Annotated in this window: 14 protein-coding genes and 1 pseudogene; 8 read left to right on the top strand and 7 right to left on the bottom strand. The window is 71.2% G+C overall.

The features are described 5' to 3' along the window. Positions 1 to 66: 66 nt before the first annotated feature. On the bottom strand, positions 67 to 771 hold the full coding sequence (locus tag C4B68_RS22300) for a copper homeostasis protein CutC (protein WP_099503533.1): 705 nt from the start codon (positions 769 to 771) through the stop codon (positions 67 to 69). A gap of 120 nt (positions 772 to 891) precedes the next feature. Between C4B68_RS22300 and C4B68_RS22295 the strand changes: the two genes are divergently transcribed. The 3 genes and pseudogenes from C4B68_RS22295 (at position 892) to C4B68_RS22285 (ending at position 3,161) form a co-directional block, all read left to right on the top strand. Continuing rightward, entirely contained in the window at positions 892 to 1,587 is a 696-nt protein-coding gene (locus C4B68_RS22295) for an HD domain-containing protein (RefSeq protein ID WP_099503767.1), read from the top strand. Between the two features lie 94 nt (positions 1,588 to 1,681). Beyond that, a pseudogene (locus C4B68_RS43425) lies at positions 1,682 to 1,936 on the top strand (MFS transporter); the annotation flags it as partial. 130 nt (positions 1,937 to 2,066) lie between these two features. Then, positions 2,067 to 3,161, top strand: coding sequence for a GNAT family N-acetyltransferase (locus C4B68_RS22285; protein ID WP_099503769.1), 1,095 nt, complete (start codon positions 2,067 to 2,069; stop codon positions 3,159 to 3,161). An 83-nt stretch (positions 3,162 to 3,244) separates the two neighbouring features. Here C4B68_RS22285 and C4B68_RS22280 read toward each other — a convergent pair whose 3' ends face one another. Together C4B68_RS22280 and C4B68_RS22275 are read right to left on the bottom strand one after the other, a co-directional pair. Further along, positions 3,245 to 3,526: a DUF4031 domain-containing protein gene (locus tag C4B68_RS22280; protein WP_099503535.1), complete on the bottom strand. Its 282-nt coding sequence runs from the start codon at positions 3,524 to 3,526 to the stop codon at positions 3,245 to 3,247. Beyond that, positions 3,523 to 3,963 carry a hypothetical protein gene (locus C4B68_RS22275; protein WP_240634438.1) on the bottom strand — a complete coding sequence of 147 codons (441 nt, stop codon included), beginning with the start codon at positions 3,961 to 3,963 and terminating at the stop codon, positions 3,523 to 3,525. The genes C4B68_RS22280 and C4B68_RS22275 overlap by 4 nt, the downstream gene beginning before the upstream one ends. Positions 3,964 to 4,019: 56 nt before the next feature. On the opposite strand from C4B68_RS22275, the gene C4B68_RS22270 reads away from it, so the two are divergent. The 3 genes from C4B68_RS22270 (at position 4,020) to C4B68_RS22260 (ending at position 7,556) form a co-directional block, all read left to right on the top strand. Further along, complete coding sequence (locus tag C4B68_RS22270) at positions 4,020 to 4,940, top strand: MurR/RpiR family transcriptional regulator (protein ID WP_099503537.1); 921 nt, start codon at positions 4,020 to 4,022, stop codon at positions 4,938 to 4,940. Positions 4,941 to 5,002: 62 nt separating this feature from the next. After that, on the top strand, positions 5,003 to 6,001 hold the full coding sequence (gene murQ / locus C4B68_RS22265; RefSeq protein WP_099503539.1) for an N-acetylmuramic acid 6-phosphate etherase: 999 nt from the start codon (positions 5,003 to 5,005) through the stop codon (positions 5,999 to 6,001). A gap of 16 nt (positions 6,002 to 6,017) precedes the next feature. Further along, complete coding sequence (locus C4B68_RS22260) at positions 6,018 to 7,556, top strand: PTS transporter subunit EIIC (RefSeq protein ID WP_099503541.1); 1,539 nt, start codon at positions 6,018 to 6,020, stop codon at positions 7,554 to 7,556. On the opposite strand, the gene C4B68_RS22255 is transcribed toward C4B68_RS22260, so the two are convergent. Then, entirely contained in the window at positions 7,522 to 8,310 is a 789-nt protein-coding gene (locus C4B68_RS22255) for a VOC family protein (protein WP_099503543.1), read from the bottom strand. The genes C4B68_RS22260 and C4B68_RS22255 overlap by 35 nt on opposite strands. 268 nt (positions 8,311 to 8,578) lie before the next feature. On the opposite strand from C4B68_RS22255, the gene C4B68_RS22250 reads away from it, so the two are divergent. Both C4B68_RS22250 and C4B68_RS22245 read left to right on the top strand, forming a co-directional pair. After that, positions 8,579 to 9,166 (top strand): hypothetical protein, encoded by a 588-nt coding sequence (locus C4B68_RS22250; RefSeq protein ID WP_099503544.1) that lies wholly within the window; start codon positions 8,579 to 8,581, stop codon positions 9,164 to 9,166. Positions 9,167 to 10,107: 941 nt separating this feature from the next. Beyond that, the gene (locus C4B68_RS22245) at positions 10,108 to 11,334 is read left to right on the top strand and encodes an MFS transporter (protein WP_099503546.1); all 1,227 of its coding nucleotides are present in this window, start codon (positions 10,108 to 10,110) and stop codon (positions 11,332 to 11,334) included. A gap of 561 nt (positions 11,335 to 11,895) precedes the next feature. On the opposite strand, the gene C4B68_RS22235 is transcribed toward C4B68_RS22245, so the two are convergent. The 3 genes from C4B68_RS22235 to C4B68_RS22225 all read right to left on the bottom strand — a co-directional run bounded on the left by C4B68_RS22235 (position 11,896) and on the right by C4B68_RS22225 (position 15,445). Next, entirely contained in the window at positions 11,896 to 13,026 is a 1,131-nt protein-coding gene (locus C4B68_RS22235) for an NADH:flavin oxidoreductase (protein WP_167459140.1), read from the bottom strand. Positions 13,027 to 13,280: 254 nt separating this feature from the next. Further along, positions 13,281 to 14,903 (bottom strand): chaperonin GroEL, encoded by a 1,623-nt coding sequence (groL, locus tag C4B68_RS22230; protein ID WP_099503552.1) that lies wholly within the window; start codon positions 14,901 to 14,903, stop codon positions 13,281 to 13,283. 335 nt (positions 14,904 to 15,238) lie between these two features. Continuing rightward, positions 15,239 to 15,445, bottom strand: a complete 207-nt coding sequence (locus C4B68_RS22225) for a cold-shock protein (protein WP_005486335.1) — start codon at positions 15,443 to 15,445, stop codon at positions 15,239 to 15,241. Between the last annotated feature and the right edge of the window lie 426 nt (positions 15,446 to 15,871).

The raw sequence follows: 15,871 nt of genomic DNA, 5'->3' as shown, positions 1-15,871 counted from the left end.
TCCGGCAGGTCCCTCCCGGGACCTCGGGCACGTCGCCGGCTTCCGCGCCGAGGAACGGTGCCTTCGCTACGCGTCCAGCGCCTCTCGCCACTCCCGTACCGCCTTCGCCGAGACCGGAGCGGTCCAGCCCTCGGGCCGGGCGGCTCCGCCGATGTGGAAGGCGTCGACGCCCGCGGCGAGCAGCGGCGGCAGGTGGTCGAGGCGCAGCCCGCCACCGACCATGATCCGCGGCTCGTAGCCCGGCTCGCCGGTGCGCGCGGCCTCGGCGAGGAGCGTGGGGAGCCCGTCGTCCACGCCCGCAGCGGACCCGGCGGTCAGGTAGGCGTCGAGGCCCGGCAGGTCCGCGAGCTGCTTGCGCAGGGCGTCGCGGTCGGCGGCGCGGTCGATCGCGCGGTGGAAGGTCCAGCGGCAGCCGTCCAGTTCAGCGGCGATCCGCTCCACCGCGGCCAGGTCGGGGCCGCCGTGCTCGTCGAGGAACCCGAGCACGAACTCGCCCGCTCCGGCGGCGCGCAGCTCGCGGGCGACCCGTACGAGCGCGGCGACGTCTTCGGCGTCCCCCGCCGCGAAACCGTCCGCCCGGCGCAGCATCACGCGCAGCGGGATGTCGACGGAGGCGCGGATGGCGGCGAAGGTCTCCACCGGTGGGGTGAGTCCGTCGGCGGCCATGTCGGTCACCAGCTCCAGCCGGTCCGCGCCTCCGGCCTGGGCGGCGACCGCGTCCTCCACGCCGAGGGCGATCACCTCCAGCAGTGCGCTCTTGCGCTCGCTCATCGGACCTCTTCTCTTGGGCGGCTACAGGTCTAGTCCAATCCCAGGGTACGCGGGCGGGGCGCCCCGCAGGTTTCTTCGCCCCCAAGGCCGTCGCCCCGCACGGCGAGGACAATGACCGACATGGCAGCAGAAAGTCAGCGACACCCCGCCCACGTGGACCTGGAAAAGCGCTGGGCGGCCACCGTCCTGGCCGCTCGCGACACGGACGAGTGCGGCCCGTCGCCGTACCGCCACGCCGCGAACCTCCTCACCCGCTGGGCGGAACCCCAGCGCCGCTACCACACCACCGACCACCTCCTCGCGGTCCTCGACCACATCGACGTACTGGAGGAGTACGCCGAGGACCCGGCCGCCGTACGCCTGGCGGCCTGGTTCCACGACGCCGTGTACCTCCCCGACCGCTCGGAGAACGAGGAGCGCTCCGCCCGCCTCGCCGAACGCGCCCTCCCCGAACTCGGCATCGACGAGGACCGCACGGCCGAGGTCGCCCGCCTGGTCCGCCTCACCGTCACCCACTCCCCCGCCCCCGACGACACCAACGGGGCCGTCCTGTGCGACGCGGACCTGGCCGTCCTGGCGTCACCTTCACCGTCGTACGCCGCCTACACGGCAGCCGTCCGCGAGGAGTACGCCTTCGTCCCGGACGAGGCGTTCCGCGAGGGCCGGTCGGCAGTGCTGCGCCAACTCCTCGCTCTGCCCCGCCTGTTCAGGACGCCGTACGGAGAACGGCAATGGGAGGAGCGGGCACGCCGCAACATCGCCGACGAGCTGGACCAGTTGAACCAGCCGGGGCAGCCGGGCCGGCCGGACGCGTGACGGCCCGTTCGCCTGCTTGAGCGCCCGTCCTGAAACCCGTTCGACGACGGGCGCTGAACACCGTACTAAGGGGGGTATGCCGCCACGTCCCCGCATGCCCCTGGCCGTCTACATCCTCGGCCTGTCCGTCTTCGCCCTCGGCACCAGCGAGTTCATACTCTCCGGGCTCCTGCCGCCCATCGCCGACGACATGGGCGTCACGATCCCGCAGGCGGGGCTGCTGATACCGGCGTTCGCGATCGGAATGGTGGTCGGGGCACCGCTGCTCGCCGTGGTCACCCTCCGCCTGCCCCGCCGTACCACCCTCGTCGCGCTCATCACGGTGTTCGGCCTCGGCCAGGTCGCGGGTCGCTGCTGCTGCATCGCCGTACGCAGAGCACGCGCGTCGTGTCCAAGGCGGGCGGCGCCGCGGCAAATCCTGTACGGACGGAGGCATGATCCCACCTATCCTCGCCCGCATGGGAGACAGCGGCGCAGACATGGGCGGGGACCAGGTAACGGAGGCCGTCGCGGGGAGTGTGGCCCTTTTGCGCACTGTCACCGAGCGGGACTGGGACGGCGTCGAGGCAGGCCGGCTGGCGTGGAGTTGCCGGCAGACCGCCGAGCACATCGCGTCCGATCTCATCGCGTACGCGGGGCAGTTGGCCGGGCGGGCCACCACGGCGTACGTCCCCTTCGAGATCGTCATGGAGGACGACACCGACAACGCGGGCGTCGTCGACGTGATCGAGACGACCGGCGCCCTGCTCGCCGCCACCGTCCGCACGACGCCCCGCGAGGTGCGCGCCTTCCACCCGTATCCCTTCCGCAGCGCCGACCGCGAAGGCTTCGCCGCGATGGGCATCGCCGAAGTCCTGTTGCACACGCATGACATCGCCCAGGGGCTTGGGCTCCCCTACGAGCCGCCCGCCGACCTCTGCGAAGGCGTCCTCGGCCGGATCTTTCCGCACGTCCGGCCCGGGCCCGCCCCCTGGCCCACCCTCCTGTGGGCGACCGGCCGCGGCGAACTGCCCGGCCGCGCCCCGGTCACCGAGTGGCGCTGGAGCAACAACCTGGTCATCGAGTCCGAGCGGCTCACGCTCCAGGGCGTCACCCCGGCGGCCGCCGCCGACCTGCGCGCGGGCGGCACGGGTGGCTTCGCGTGGCTGGAGGGCGGCCCGTTCCAGGGCACGCGGGACGCCGCCGGGATGGTCGTGAAGGCGTACGAGGACGGAGTGCACCTGCCGGAGTGGGGCGTGTTCGTGCTCGTACGGCGGGAGGACGGCCGCGCGATCGGCGGCATGGGCTTCCACGGCGCCCCCGACGAGGACGGCCGCGCGGAAGTCGGGTACGACCTCACCGAGAACGCCCGCGGCCACGGCTACGCCACCGAGGCCCTGCGCGCCCTCTCCGCCTGGGCCCTGGCCCGCGACGACGTCAAGCTCCTCATCGCCGCCATCGACCGGGACAACGCCCCCTCCCAGGGCGTCATTTCACGCGCCGGGTTCACGCGGGTGAGCGAGGACGTGGAGCGGGCCGCGTACGAGCTGCACGGCATGGACCGGTCACTGCGGCTGTACTCCCGCGAGGGCTGACACCTGGACCCCGCGAGGGCTGACCCCTGCTCCGACCCCGCGAGGGCTGACCCCTACTCCCGCCCCGCGAAACGCTCCGGTCTTCACCGACCGACGCGCCGGCCGACGTACTTCTTGCGCCTGCGCAGCCCCGCCCCGTGCAGCAGCCGCACCACCTCCCGGCTGCTCACCTCCACCGCACCCGCGCGCACCGCGTCCGCGTACCGGTGCGCGGGGATGTCGTAGTGGTCCCGCTCGAAGGCGCGTCGCGGGACGTCCAACTCGTCGGCGAAGGCATGCAGTTCGTCGTACGAGACGTCGCTGATCAGGTGGGACCACAGCCGCCCGTGCCCCGGCCAGGCGGCGGGGTCGATGTAGACGGTCACGAGGGCGGGGTCCCGCCGGTCGCCGAACCCAGCGACCCCAGCGACGCGACCTTCACGCCCGCCTTGTGGCACACCCAGTGCGGGTCGGGCCCCAACTCGGGCTCGACGTCGAGGGCGTGCGGGTCCCCGGAGCCGCAGACGGGGCAGAGCGGCCAGCGCCCGCGCCGCTCGAGGAGCGCGTCCTGTACGTCCTGGGCGACGAGCCCGGCGACGAAGCCCGCGCCGTCCGGCCACTGCTCAACCCACCAGCGGCGCTGCACCACCGACTCCTCGACGAGGGAGACAACGTCCGCCTCGGCGACCTCGCCCGCGACCAGGTCGGCCAGCACGAGGGCGCGAGCGGCGTGCAAGGCCTGCTCCAAGGGACTGACGGGCGTGCCGGGCGCGCCAGGGCTGCCGGGCGCGCCGGGGCTGCCGGGGAGGTCGGTGGGGTCCATGCACCTATTGTGCGCACCCTTGACCGTATGCCCCACTGGAAAATATCTTTCACTATGTGACCCATGACGTGAAGGAAATTTTCGCGGGAGAGGCGCCGCCCGCTCCCGCCGCCCTCGCGGCCAAGGTGCGCACGCTCGCCCCGTCGATGACCCGCTCCATGCAGCGGGTCGCCGAGGCGGTCGCCGGCGACCCGGCCGGCTGCGCGGCCCTCACGGTCACCGGCCTCGCCGAGCTCACCGGCACCAGCGAGGCGACGGTCGTCCGTACCGCCCGTCTCCTCGGCTATCCCGGCTATCGGGACCTGCGCCTCGCGCTCGCCGGGCTCGCCGCCCAGCAGCAGTCGGGCCGCGCGCCCGCCGTCACCGCCGACATCGCCGTGGACGACCCCATCGCGGACGTCGTGGCGAAGCTCGCGTACGACGAGCAGCAGACCCTCGCCGACACCGCCGCCGGGCTCGACACGGTCCAGCTCGGCGCGGCGGTCGGCGCGCTCGCCGCGGCCCGCCGTATCGACATCTACGGCGTCGGCGCGTCCGGGCTCGTCGCCCAGGACCTCGGCCAGAAGCTGCTGCGCATCGGGCTCATAGCCCACGCACACAGCGACCCGCACCTCGCCGTCACCAACGCGGTGCAGCTGCGCGCCAAGGACGTGGCGATAGCCATCACGCACTCGGGTTCGACCGGCGACGTGATCGAACCGCTCCGGGTCGCCTTCGAGCACGGGGCGACGACGGTCGCGATCACCGGCCGCCCGGGCGGGCCCGTCACGCAGTACGCGGACCACATCCTCACCACGTCGACGGCCCGCGAGAGCGAGCTGCGCCCGGCGGCGATGTCGTCGCGCACGAGCCAGCTGCTGGTGGTCGACTGTCTGTTCGTGGGGGTCGCCCAGCGAACGTACGAGCACGCGGCGCCGGCGCTGTCCGCCTCGTACGAGGCGCTGGCGCACCGCCACACGCCGCGCGGCGGCCGGTAGCGGCACCCTTTCGGGGCGCGGTTACGACACCTCACCCTCACCGGAAAAGAGCCTCTCCCCTCATGACCTCCACGTCCAACGCGTCCAATGTGTCCAACGTGCCCCATGCGTCCGGCGGCTCCAACGGGTCCAGTGCGTCCAGCAGCGGCGATCTTCGAGCGGAGTTGGAGACGCTGACGACCGAGGCATTCCGCCCCGAGCTGTCCGAGGTCGACCAGCTGTCCACGCTGGAGATCGCGACGCTCATGAACGGCGAGGACGCCACCGTGCCGACGGCCGTCGCCGCGCAGCTCCCGCTCATCGCCGCCGCGATCGACGACATCGCGGACCGTATGTCCCGCGGGGGCCGTCTCATCTACGCGGGCGCGGGCACCGCGGGCCGCCTCGGCGTGCTGGACGCCTCCGAGTGCCCGCCCACCTTCAACACCGACCCGTCGCAGGTCGTGGGCGTGATCGCGGGCGGCCCGACCGCGATGGTCACCTCGGTCGAGGGCGCCGAGGACTCCAAGGAGCTGGCGGCGGCCGACCTGGACGCGCTGAAGCTGACGCCCGACGACACGGTGGTCGGTGTCTCCGCCTCCGGTCGCACCCCGTACGCCGTAGGGGCCGTCGAACACGCCCGCGCCCGGGGCGCGTTGACGATCGGCCTGTCCTGCAACGCGCACAGCGCGCTGGCGACCGCCGCCGACCACGGCATCGAGGTCGTGGTGGGCCCCGAGCTGCTGACCGGCTCGACACGCCTGAAGGCGGGCACGGCCCAGAAACTCGTCCTGAACATGCTCTCGACGATCACGATGATCCGCCTCGGCAAGACGTACGGGAACCTGATGGTCGACGTACGCGCCTCGAACGAGAAGCTGCGCGCCCGCTCCCGCCGCATCGTGGCGCTGGCGACGGGCGCCTCGGACGAGGAGATCGAGCAGGCCCTCGCAGCCACGGAGGGTGAGGTGAAGAACGCGATCCTGACGATCCTGGGCGGCGTGGACGGGCCCACGGCCGCCCGCCTTCTTCAGGAGACCAAGGGACACCTGCGTGCCGCGCTGGCGGCGACGACCGGCTGACCAGCACCCTCGGGGAGTGACCACCTCCCATGCCTCGACGGCCGCCGCGATCCTCCCTCTCGTGGGCGGCCCCGCCAACGTCACCTCCGTCGCCCACTGCATGACCCGCCTCCGGCTGGGGCTCCGGGACCGGGCCCTCGTACGGGAGGACGCCCTCCGCGCGCTCCCCGCCGTACTCGGCGTCGTCGCGGACGACGACACGTACCAGATCGTGCTGGGCCCGGGCACGGTCGCGCGGGTGACGCCGGAGTTCGAGGCGCTGCTGAGGACGGCGGCGGATCGGCTGCGCACGACAGGGGCGGATCGGAATCGGCTGCTGACGACGGCGGCGGATCAACTGTCCACAACGGCTGATCAGCCGTCCACACTGGCCGATCATCCGCCTACAGCGGCGGGTCAGCCGTCCACATCAGCCGATCACCTCGCCACCAGAGGCGCCGAGTTGAAGGCCGCCCAGCGCGAACGCAACGCCACCCCCATCAAACTCCTCCTCCGCCGCATCGCCGACATCTTCGTCCCCCTGATCCCCGCCCTGATCGGCTGCGGAGTCGTCGCGGGCCTCAACGGCCTGCTGGTCAACCTGGGTTGGCTCCCGGCCCTGACCCCCGCCCTCACGGCCGTCGCCGCCGGATTCATGGCGCTGATCGCCGTATTCGTCGGCTACAACACGGCGAAGGAGTTCGGCGGCACGCCCATCCTGGGCGGCGCCGTGGCGGCGGTCATCGTGTACGCGGGCGTCGCGAAGGTGACGGTGTTCGGCATGACGCTCGCGCCGGGGCAGGGCGGCGTACTGGGCGCGCTGGCGGCCGCGGCGCTCGGCACGTACGTCGAGAAATGGTGCCGCGCCTGGGTCCCCGCGACACTGGACGTCCTTGTCACCCCCACGCTCACCGTGCTGCTCACGGGCTTGGTGACGCTGTACGCGTTGATGTACGCGGCCGGCGAGCTCTCGTCCGCCATCGGTACGGCGGCGAACTGGCTCCTCGACCACACGGGCGTCTTCGCGGGCCTGATCCTGGGCGGCCTGTTCCTGCCCCTGGTGATGCTGGGCCTGCACCAGGCGCTGATCCCCATCCACACCACCCTCATCGAGCAGCAGGGCTACACGAGCCTGCTGCCCATCCTGGCCATGGCGGGCGCGGGCCAGGTCGGCGCGGCTGCGGCGGTCTACGTCCGCCTCCGCCACGACACCTCCATCCGTACGACGATCAAGTCGGCCCTCCCGGCGGGCCTGCTCGGCGTCGGCGAGCCCTTGATCTACGGCGTCTCGCTCCCGCTCGGCCGTCCGTTCCTCACGGCATGCGCGGGCGGCGCGGCGGGAGGCGCCTTCGTCGGGTTCTTCTCCATGCTCGGCGACAAGGTGGGGTCGACGGCGATCGGGCCCTCGGGGTGGGCGCTGTTCCCGCTGCTCTCCGGCAACCGGGGCCTCGCACTGACCGCGGCGGTCTACGGGGGCGGCCTGCTGACGGGTTACGCGGTCGGCTTCCTGGCCACGTACGTCTTCGGGTTCGGCCCCGGTCTCAGGCGGTCGGAGGAGTCGGAGGATTGGGCTTGAGGAGGGCGAAGAGGGCGCCGAAGGGGTCGGCGATCCATGCGATGCGTCCGACGTCCGGTACATCCGTGGGGGGCATGAGGACGGAGCCGCCGCCGCCCTGCGCCGCGGCGACGGTGGCATCGGTGTCGGCCACCGCGAAGTAGGGGACCCAGCGCGGCTCCATGCCTTCCTGGAGCTCGGCGAGCCCACCGAACGACGCGTCCTCCTGATCACCCTCTGAGGTGGACAGCACGGTGTAGGTCATGCCGGGCATCGTCATCTCCTGCGACCGCCAGCCGAACAGGGAGCGGTAGAAGGCGAGGGTTCCCGACGGGTTCGGGGCATGGAGTTCGACCCAGCACAGCGTGTCGTCCTCCGAGGCCGCTTCCAGGCCCCCGACGGCCGCGGGCTGCCAGACGGCGAAGTCGGCGCCGCCGGGGTCGGTGAAGGCCGCCATCCGCCCGGCTTCCATCACGTCGCCGGGCTCGACACGGACGACACCGCCGCCCTGCTCCACCGCCTTGGCGGTGCTGTCCACATCCGGGGACTGGAAGTACACCGTCCAGGTCGAGCTCGCGCCCTGCTCGTTCAGCGGCCCCAGTCCGCCGACCGTTCGGCCGCCCTTCTGAAAGAAGCCGTATCCACCCGCGTCCGGCCCCGCGGTCTCGAGGTCCCAGCCGAAGACGCCTTCGTAGAAGGCTGCCGCCGCCTGGGTGTCGGGGCTGCCCAGGTCGAGCCAGTTGGGTGAGCCGGTGACGTAGTCGGTGGTGAGCATGGTGACGCGCCTGCCTCTCTCGCTTGCCGCCCTTTCCCCCTCGCTGCACTCCCCCCGTGAGCGTCACTCCGGCAACCATGCGCCGCAACCGGAGATCGGGGGCTCTGGGTCCTTGGTGACAGCGGGCGTCTTGGTTGTCAGTGGGGCGTGCGCGGGGGCGTGTGGGGGCCGTGGTGGCTTGCGTGGTGGATTGCCTGGCGACAGCGGCGGCCGTCTTACGGCAGCGGCGGCTGTCTTGGATGTCAGTGGGGCGTGCCAAGGTGGAGTCATGAACCACGCACAGCTGACCGCCCTCGGCCGCGCCCTGCGGCTGCTCGGGGAGCACGGCGACGCCCTGACCGCCGACACCCCCGACGCCAGGCTGCACGAGGTCAAGGCCGATCTGAAGCGGGCGCTCCACCTGCTCGACGAGACGGTGACGACGGCGGCGCCCAGCACACGCTGCCCGGAGCATCCGAACGGGCCCGTCGACGAGGGCGCCGCCGACCTGTGCCTGCTCTGCGAAACCCGCCGCCGCGCGGCCCGCCGCTCCGAGGTCAACGACGCGTACGGGCACGGCCGGGTGCCCGCCCCGGACGAGTCCCCCGACCGCGCCATGTCCCGCTACGGCGTCCGCGGCGACCGTCCCCAGCCCCAGCAGCGCTGGCTCCCCGAGGTGTGGAACGGCCAGGCATGGCAGCTCTGCGGCACCCCCCGCCGCGACCGCCAGGAAGCCGAGCGCTACCTCGCCGCCGAGCGCAGGACCCCCCGCCCCGGCATGGCCTACCGCCTGGTCCACGAGTTCACGGACTACGAGGTCCTCCGCATCTGGGGCACACCGGTGAGGGTGGACATCGAATCGCTGGGCAACCTGTGATGCCGTAGGGGAGGGAGGGGTCACGGCAGCCGGCCCTCCCGGTGTTTTCAAGTGAGCGTTGGGGCCGCCCGCTTCTTTGGCAATGTCGTGCTTCCGCGAGCCGAGTAAAGGGCGCTGCGCTTCGCGTCGGCTGCGCCGATCGGCCTGCGGCCGACCCTTGACTCGGCTCGCTCCAGCACGGGGGAGAAGCGAGCGGGCGGCCCGGAGGGGTGGGTGGCCGAGGCCGGTTCGCGGGTGGGGTGGGGTGGGTTGCGTGGTGGGCCGGGGGCCGACGGGCGCGCTGGCGTCTCACATGCACGCCGGGCTGGCTTAGCGGCTTGCGGTGCGTGGGTGGGGCGCGTCCGCGAGTCGGGGCACGCCGGGTCGGCTTAGCGGCTTGCGGGTGAGTGGGTAGTGCGCGTCCGCGAGTCGGGGCACGCCGGGTGGGCTTGGCGGCTGACGGCGAGTGGGTGCGGGGCGCGCTGGCGGAGTGGCGGCACGCCAGGTGGGCTTGGCGGCTGACGGCGCGTCACGAGTTCCTCCGGAGTCCCTCCGGGAGTAATTGGCAGATTCCCTTGGGGCCATCCGGGGTCTTTTTTGGCGGATTTGGGCCATGCCACTCCAGGAAAACCCCAGGTGGGATGGGGAGTCGGTGGCCCAAATGCGCCAATTACCCTTCGCTGGAAGGCAGAAGGGCCCACACCCGGCTAGTCGACTACTCCACGGCTCTCCCCTCGGCCGCCTGATCAACCGTCCTGACCGAGCGAGTAGTCGCCGAGCACAGGGCTGCGGCCACGCGCCGAAAACCGAGAGGCTCACGGAGTACGCCCCGGTTTAGACTCGGGCGTATGAGCCGACGACGACATTGATCTATCGCAGCGGGTCCGGGAACGGGCTGTCGCGGGCCGCCGCGCGGGTGAGCACCCGGCGTCCCCCGTCCGTTCCACCTGAGGACTACACGCATGCTCACGTCCTTGTCGTGCTCGCCCGCCCCGCTCGACCCCCGTGTCCGCAGCCTTGAGCGAAAGCTCTGTGCCTACGCGGGACTTGAGGACTTCGTCCTCCTCTACCCCCTCTACGCCCTGCTCTTCGCCGAGAACGGGCTGACCACCGCCGAGATCTCGAGCCTCTTCGCCATCTGGTGCATCGTCGGCCTGCTGGTCGAAGTACCGTCCGGCGTCTGGGCCGACGCGGTGTCCCGCCGGGCCATGATGGTCGTCGGCCCGGTGCTGTCCGCCGCCGGATTCGCCCTGTGGGCCATGACCCCGTCGTACGCGGCCTACGCCGTCGGCTTCACGCTCTGGGCTGTCGGCGGGTCCCTGCGTTCGGGCTCTATGGAGGCCCTCGTCCACGACGAACTCGAACGGCTCGGCGCGGCCGACCGTTACGGGCGCGTCATGGGGCGGGCCGCCGCCGCCAGCATGGCCGCGACCGCCACCGCCACGGCGGCTGCCGCTCCCGCGCTCGCCTTCGGTGGCGAGACCCTGGTGTGGGCCGGAAGCATCGGCGCGTGCCTGCTGTGCGCGGCGGCCGGCGCAACGCTCCCCGAGCACCGCGCTGCCGCCCGCCAGGAGCAGGCCGAACGGCCCGGCTACATCGCGACGTTGCGCTCCGGACTGACCGAGGTGCGCGGCAGCCGGCCGGTCCGGCGGGCGATGGCGCTCGCCGTCGCGGTCACGTCGGTGTGGGGTGTGCTGGACGAGTACGTGCCGCTGCTGGCGGCGGACACCGGTGTGGCGACCCGTACCGTGCCGCTGCTGGTGCTCGTGGTGTGGGTCGGCGTGACACTCGGCTCGCTGCTGGTGTCGGCGGGCGAACGGCTCTCGGGACGGGCGGCCGGTGCGCTGCTGGCCTGTGCGGCGGCGGCACTCGCGGCGGGTGCGCTGTCGGGCGCGCCGGCCGGTTTCGCCCTGCTCGGCGCGGCGTTCCTGGTCTTCCAGCTCGCGGACGTACTGGCGGACGTCCGCCTCCAGGCAACGATCACCGGCCCGAGCCGCGCGACGATCACGTCGCTGACCGGGCTGGGCACGAACATCACGTCCCTCTTGGCCTACGGCACGTACGCGGCACTGTCCCCGCACGTCTCCCACGGCACGGTCTTCGCACTGCTGGCAACGGCGTACCTACCGGTGGCCACCACCCTGGCCCGACAACGCCCGAGGCCAGCACCGAGTAGGGACACCCCTTAGCGCCATGCGGTGCGCGGACACTGCGCGGTCACCCGTCACCCACACGCCGGGCGACTTAACGGCCTGCGGATGGCGGATTGGGCTCCCCACACCCCTCACCTGTCACGCCAGCATCCCCCATCACGCTTCCCACGGCCGACCGAGGGTAATTGGCAGCTATGTCTCACGTAACGACAGGAAAACCCCAGGTGGGCAGCGCAACCGGTGGGACGGAAACGCCAATTGCCGTCCGCCGGCCTCGGCCACCCACCCCTCCGGGCCGCCCGCTCGCTTCTCCCCCGTGCTGGAGCGAGCCGAGTCAAGGGTCGGCCGCAGGCCGATCGGCGCAGCCGACGCGAAGCGCAGCGCAGCGCCCTTTACTCGGCTCGCGGAAGCACGACACTGACAAAGAAGCGGGCGGCCCCAACAGCAACCTGAAAACGCTGAGGAGCCCCACCGCCCCGCCAAGCCCAGCCCAGACCAGGCCAGCCCAGACCGGTCCAGACCAGCCCAGACCGGTCCAGACCAGCCCAGACCAGGCCAGCCCAGACCGGTCCAGACCAGCCCAGTCCAGGTCAGAGGTCAGCTCAGCGTCCGCAGCGCCGACGCGTCGTATGCCGCCAGGTCCTCGAAGCGTCCGGCCAGGACCTTCGCCGCCCACTGCGGGTCCTGAAGCAGCGCGCGGCCGACGGCGACCAGGTCGAACTCGTCGCTCTCCAGGCGGTCCAGGAGGTTGTCGATGTTGGCCGCCGCGGCGCCCTCGCCCGCGAAGGCCTTGATGAAGTCGCCGTCGAGGCCGACCGAGCCGACCGTGATGCTGGGCTTGCCCGTCAGCTTCTTCGTCCAGCCGGCCAGGTTGAGGTCGGAGCCGTCGAACTCGGGGAGCCAGTAGCGGCGCGTGGAGGCGTGGAAGGCGTCCACCCCGGCCGCGGCGAGCGGGGTGAGGATCGCCTCCAGCTCCTCCGGCGTCTCGGCGAGGCGGGCGTCGTAGTCCTGCTGCTTCCACTGCGAGTAGCGGAAGAGGACCGGGAATTCGGGGGAGACCGCCGCGCGCACCGCGGCCACGATCTCCGCCGCGAACTTGGTACGGGCGACCGGGTCGCCGCCGTACGCATCGGTGCGGCGGTTGGTACCCGCCCACAGGAACTGGTCGACGAGGTAGCCGTGGGCACCATGGAGTTCGACGCCGTCGAAGCCGATGCGCTCGGCGGCGGCAGCGGCATCGGCGAACGCGGCGATGACGTCGTCCAGGTCCTGCTGGGTCATGGCCTTGCCGGTGGGCTCGGCGCCCTCGGTGACCAGGCCGGACGGGCCGACGGCGGGGGCGTCCGCGAACGGCGGCTCGCCGGCCTTGCGGACCATGCCGACGTGCCACAGCTGCGGCATGATCGTGCCGCCCGCCGCGTGCACGGCCTCGGCGACCTTCGCCCAGCCGGCCAGCTGCTCCTCGCCGTGGAAGCGCGGGACGCGGTCGCTCTGCCCGGCCGACTCGTGGCCGACGTACGTGCCCTCGGTGATGACCAGGCCGACGCCCGCGGCGCTGCGGCGGGAGTAGTACGACACCACGTCCTCGCCGGGGATGCCGCCCGGGGAGAACTGGCGGGTCATCGGGGCCATCGCGATCCGGTTCGGAACGGTGAGGCCGTTGATCGCGGTCGGGCGGGACAGGATCTCCGCCGCGCGCGAGGCGGCGGCGGGCGTGGTGGCGGTCACGTAGGGACTCCTCATAAGTGTGGGGGATAAACCGGCGAGTATGTGCAGGCGCATTGGTGCATGCTCTGAAACAAATACAACCGCCGGTGCGGTGCCCCGCATTCCGCGCCCCGCGCATGCCACCGTGTGACGCCGGACACGCCCGAGGGCGACTCCCTGTCCTGCGAACCCGGACACGCCCGAGGGCGGCACCCCCTGTCGAACAGGGAGTGCCGCCCTCGGAACGAAAGGACGTTGACCAACCGCCAGGTCGATCAGAAGTCCATGTCACCGCCCGGCATGCCGCCCGGAGCGGCCGCGGCGGCCTTCTCCGGCTTGTCGGCGATGACGGCCTCGGTGGTGAGGAACAGCGCGGCGATGGAGGCGGCGTTCTGCAGGGCAGAGCGAGTCACCTTCGCCGGGTCGATGATGCCCTCGGCGATCATGTCGACGTATTCGCCGGTCGCGGCGTTCAGACCGTGGCCGACGGCCAGGTTGCGCACCTTCTCGACGACGACGCCACCCTCGAGACCACCGTTGACGGCGATCTGCTTGAGCGGGGCCTCCAGGGCGAGCTTCACGGCGTTGGCGCCGGTCGCCTCGTCACCGTCGACCTCGAGCTTGTCGAAGACGGAGGACGCCTGGATGAGGGCCACGCCACCACCGGCGACGATGCCCTCCTCGACGGCGGCCTTCGCGTTGCGAACGGCGTCCTCGATGCGGTGCTTGCGCTCCTTGAGCTCGACCTCGGTGGCGGCACCGGCCTTGATGACGGCCACGCCGCCGGCCAGCTTCGCCAGACGCTCCTGGAGCTTCTCGCGGTCGTAGTCCGAGTCGCTGTTGTCGATCTCGGTGCGGATCTGGTTCACGCGACCGGCGACCTGGTCGGCGGAGCCGGCGCCGTCGACGATCGTGGTCTCGTCCTTGGTGATGACGACCTTGCGGGCGCGGCCCAGCAGGTCCAGACCCGCGTTCTCCAGCTTGAGGCCGACCTCCTCGGAGATGACCTCGCCGCCCGTGAGGATGGCGATGTCGCCGAGCATGGCCTTGCGGCGGTCACCAAAGCCCGGGGCCTTGACGGCGACGGACTTGAAGGTGCCACGGATCTTGTTGACGACCAGGGTCGACAGGGCCTCGCCCTCGACGTCCTCGGCGATGATCAGCAGCGGCTTACCACCCTGCATGACCTTCTCCAGGAGCGGGAGCAGGTCCTTGACGTTCGAGATCTTCGAGTTGGCGATCAGGATGTACGGGTCGTCGAGGACGGCCTCCATACGCTCCATGTCGGTGGCGAAGTACGCCGAGATGTAGCCCTTGTCGAAGCGCATACCCTCGGTGAGCTCCAGCTCCAGACCGAAGGTCTGGGACTCCTCGACGGTGATGACGCCTTCCTTGCCGACCTTGTCCATCGCCTCGGCGATGAGGTCGCCGATCTGGGTGTCGGCGGCCGAGATGGAGGCCGTGGAGGCGATCTGCTCCTTGGTCTCGACGTCCTTCGCCTGCTCGAGCAGGGCACCGGAGACAGCCTCGACGGCCTTCTCGATACCGCGCTTCAGGGCCATCGGGTTGGCACCGGCGGCGACGTTGCGCAGGCCTTCCTTGACCAGGGCCTGGGCGAGAACGGTCGCGGTGGTCGTACCGTCACCGGCGACGTCGTCCGTCTTCTTGGCGACTTCCTTGACCAGCTCGGCGCCGATCTTCTCGTACGGGTCCTCGAGCTCGATCTCCTTGGCGATGGACACGCCATCGTTGGTGATCGTGGGGGCGCCCCACTTCTTCTCGAGGACGACGTTGCGGCCCTTGGGGCCGAGCGTCACCTTGACGGCGTCCGCGAGCTGGTTCATGCCGCGCTCGAGGCCTCGCCGCGCCTCCTCGTCGAACGCGATGATCTTGGCCATGTGAAGTGGTCCTCCCGGACTGGGGTGGAATCTCCAGGACCGCGCCCGCGCCCGCGACGGACGGCCTGCCGACCTCGTGGTTCCTTGCCCCACCCGGTCCGCGGGCCTCACCGACCCGGTCCTCGTTGTCACTCTCACCATCAGAGTGCTAACGCCAATGATTAGCACTCGACCCATGCGAGTGCAAGCGGCTCGCGTCGATACCAAGGTGAACTCGGGGGCGCGAACGGGCGCGGGGGCGCGGGGGCACAGGTGACCGCGGGAAGACCGAAGGGCCCGTACCCCCATCGAGGTACGGGCCCTTCGTCACGTCGAACAGTCAGTCGGCGCGTGCTTCAGCCGGCCGCCAGCCGGACCATGTCCGCCTGCGGCCCCTTCTGGCCCTGCGAGATCTCGAACTCGACCCGCTGGCCCTCTTCCAGGGTGCGGTAGCCGTCCATCTGAATCGCGCTGTAGTGGACGAAAACATCCGCACCACCGTCGACCGCGATGAAGCCGTACCCCTTCTCCGCGTTGAACCACTTGACGGTGCCCTGAGCCATGCCTAACTCCCCTATTACTGGCCCTTGCACAGGACCGCACTTCGCGGACCCGGGTCAGACCTCACCCCCCAACGGTTGGGGGTGTGCGCCGGAACGCGTCGACCGCGGCTGAATGTATCTGTCCAACTGCCGTCTGCAACAGGTCAATCGGACGAGAATTCTGGGCGCGACCGATCGGGAATATAGGGAGAATTCGCGAAGATTCAGGGCAAGTCGGGCCCCGTAAATGCCGTAAACGGCTTAAAAAGGTGGGGCACTTTGGCTACTTCTTGTCGGATGCCGGGCCGGTACTCATATGCGCCTGGCATGAAACCGCGGGAAAGGCGAAGCAGGTTCCCCAACTCTACCGCGCTCAACCATGCAGAATTGCCCCCTCCGTTTCTCTCACGGAGGGGGCAATTCGATGAACTCTCGGTGATATGCGTT

Origin of the sequence: Streptomyces dengpaensis (assembly GCF_002946835.1) — a bacterium.
GTDB classification, from domain to species: Bacteria; Actinomycetota; Actinomycetes; order Streptomycetales; family Streptomycetaceae; genus Streptomyces; species Streptomyces dengpaensis.
The sequence above is the reverse complement of the archived record's forward strand: the minus strand, read 5'-3'. Positions and strand labels throughout refer to the sequence as shown.

Bases quoted from the DNA above. Each gene is read 5' to 3' on its own strand.
- C4B68_RS22295 (WP_099503767.1), top strand. From the start codon at position 892: ATGGCAGCAGAAAGTCAGCGACACCCCGCCCACGTGGACCTGGAAAAG.
- C4B68_RS22275 (WP_240634438.1), bottom strand. From the start codon at position 3,963: ATGGACCCCACCGACCTCCCCGGCAGCCCCGGCGCGCCCGGCAGCCCT.
- C4B68_RS22250 (WP_099503544.1), top strand. From the start codon at position 8,579: ATGAACCACGCACAGCTGACCGCCCTCGGCCGCGCCCTGCGGCTGCTC.
- murQ (WP_099503539.1), top strand. From the start codon at position 5,003: ATGACCTCCACGTCCAACGCGTCCAATGTGTCCAACGTGCCCCATGCG.
- groL (WP_099503552.1), bottom strand. From the start codon at position 14,903: ATGGCCAAGATCATCGCGTTCGACGAGGAGGCGCGGCGAGGCCTCGAG.
- C4B68_RS22300 (WP_099503533.1), bottom strand. From the start codon at position 771: ATGAGCGAGCGCAAGAGCGCACTGCTGGAGGTGATCGCCCTCGGCGTG.
- C4B68_RS22225 (WP_005486335.1), bottom strand. From the start codon at position 15,445: ATGGCTCAGGGCACCGTCAAGTGGTTCAACGCGGAGAAGGGGTACGGC.
- C4B68_RS22245 (WP_099503546.1), top strand. From the start codon at position 10,108: ATGCTCACGTCCTTGTCGTGCTCGCCCGCCCCGCTCGACCCCCGTGTC.
- C4B68_RS22285 (WP_099503769.1), top strand. From the start codon at position 2,067: ATGGGCGGGGACCAGGTAACGGAGGCCGTCGCGGGGAGTGTGGCCCTT.
- C4B68_RS22255 (WP_099503543.1), bottom strand. From the start codon at position 8,310: ATGCTCACCACCGACTACGTCACCGGCTCACCCAACTGGCTCGACCTG.